This window comes from Pedobacter sp. 01T416_2, assembly GCF_056398925.1.
Genome location: NZ_JBFTQI010000925.1, coordinates 1 through 2,130, shown reverse-complemented (window position 1 = coordinate 2,130; position 2,130 = coordinate 1). Strand labels below are relative to the sequence as shown.

Annotated in this window: 3 protein-coding genes; all 3 read right to left on the bottom strand. The window is 36.2% G+C overall.

The annotated features are described in order from the left end of the window. Nucleotides 1-203: hypothetical protein (locus AC1DPQ_RS25895; protein WP_477611326.1), on the bottom strand; the 203-nt coding region annotated here is incomplete at its 3' end. Nucleotides 204-205: 2 nt separating this feature from the next. Continuing rightward, nucleotides 206-1,372 carry a putative sugar nucleotidyl transferase gene (locus AC1DPQ_RS25890; protein ID WP_477584818.1) on the bottom strand — a complete coding sequence of 389 codons (1,167 nt, stop codon included), beginning with the start codon at nt 1,370-1,372 and terminating at the stop codon, nt 206-208. A 72-nt stretch (nt 1,373-1,444) separates the two neighbouring features. Beyond that, nucleotides 1,445-1,693, bottom strand: coding sequence for a type B 50S ribosomal protein L31 (locus AC1DPQ_RS25885; protein WP_025142617.1), 249 nt, complete (start codon nt 1,691-1,693; stop codon nt 1,445-1,447). Nucleotides 1,694-2,130 lie beyond the last annotated feature (437 nt).

The following is a 2,130-nucleotide window of genomic DNA, read 5'->3' as shown; positions in this document are numbered from 1 at the left end:
CCAAATGCACCTTCGGCAATTACAAAATAAATCAGCCAAAAAAGAAAAATAGGCAGTGTAGCACTTCCTGACATACTATATTTTCCTTCATCAGGATGATCTCCGAAGAAAATTAAATATGCTAAGTAACAACTAAAAAAAAGCCCATAATCCAAAATAGACGCATAGATTCTCTTTTTAATATTCGTTTTGTATTGCTGCATTATCAAAACTTTCTAAATGCTTGAGTTAATTCAAATACTTTAGTAATGATATCTTTTTCTACCTCATCGAAAGCTATATTTTTTCGGGCAAATACCTTTTCGGTTGTTTCGAACATTTTATTCAGTTTATAGGTATCGAAACCACTGGCGCCGCCCCAACTAAAATCAGGAATGTGGTGTGGAGGGAAGTCCGCGCCAAAAACATTAGCACCAATGCCAACCACACTACCGGTGTTAAACATGGTATTTATGCCAGATTTAGCATGATCGGCCATAATTAAACCGCAAAACTGCAGGTTAGTATTACGCATTTTTTTGCTTTCGTAATCGTAAAGTTTTACTTCGGCATAATTGTTTTTTAAATTCGAATTATTGGTATCGGCACCTATATTGCACCACTCGCCCATTACCGAATTGCCCAAATAACCCTCATGGCCTTTAGCAGAGTTGCCCCAAATTACCGAATTGTTAATTTCGCCTCCTGCACGGCTATTCGGACCTATGGTAGTGCCTGAATATATTTTGGCCCCCATTTTTATAGACGAGTTATCGCAAAGCGCAAAGGATCCCCTTATTAAAGAACCTTCCCAAACCTCGGCGTTCTTACCGATATAAATCGGTCCGTAAGTACTATTAAATACGCTGCATTCGGCTTTTGCCCCCTCCTCTAAAAAGATATCATCTCCGAGTAGCTGATTGGTACTGCTTAACTTTGCCGAACTGCGTCCTTCGGTCAATAATTTAAAATCTTTTCTGATCTCGCCAGGATTATTACCAAAAATATGTTCAGGATAAACAATCTGTATAAAATCAGCTGTGTATTCTACCGGCTTTAGCGATTTAACCGATTCTAAGTCGTGCTGATCTGCGATATATGCGATTATGACATCTCTTTTGTAAAGCACTTCACCTGCTTTAAGTTTGTCTATGGCGTTTAGCAAAGCTTCATCCGGGCAAACAGAACCGTTTATAAACAAATCGGCATTGGGTTTTGGCGCAAACTTTACAGAGAGGTAATCTTGGGTATGAAAGCCAAAATCGGCTTTTAAATGTTTAGCCCATTTCTCGGCAATGGTTAAAATCCCTATGCGTAAATCGGCCACAGGCCTGGTAAACGTAAGCGGACGTAGAGACATCCAAGAAGCATCATCAAAAAGATTGATTGTCATAAGCAACAAAAATAAAAAAAGTCCCGATGCTTTTGGCAAAGGGACTTCAAAAAATGCTTTTTGTTGCTAAAATTATTTCTTAGCGTAACGGTTTTTGAATTTATCGATACGTCCTGCTGTATCAACCAATTTCATTTTACCAGTATAAAAAGGGTGTGAAGTGTGAGAAATCTCTAATTTATAAAGAGGATACTCATTACCATCTTCCCATTTAATTGTTTCTTTAGTATCTACGCAAGATTTTGTTAAGAAAGCATATTCGTTAGACATGTCTTTAAAAACAACTGGTCTGTAGCTTGTTGGGTGCAAATCTTTTTTCATTTGAATATTATTTTAAGTTATTTGTGTGAAAGCATCAAGAACATTTTTGCAATTTGCTGGCAACAACGCTTATGACATTTCCTATTAGTCTTTCTACCTCTATTTTAGAGGATGCAAATATCTTAATTTTATTTTTGATTTACAAGCCTAAATTAAAATTTTAATTATAAGATTTCCAGGCATCTGTTTTAGTAAAACTGATTTAAACAATGTTTATTGTAAAACGATTGCTCTATCCACATATAACACAACAAACCTAAAATTTTTGGACTGAATATTGTTTTTCAGATATTTAAAAAAATATGTAAATTTGATATATGAGAAAAGATAGCGAGTTTGATGGAATTATCCATGCTAGCAGTAGCGGAAAGCTCTACATTAAAAGCCCCGATTTCTTTGCGCAGCCAAGGATCAGACAAATGGTGGGTGCTTTAATG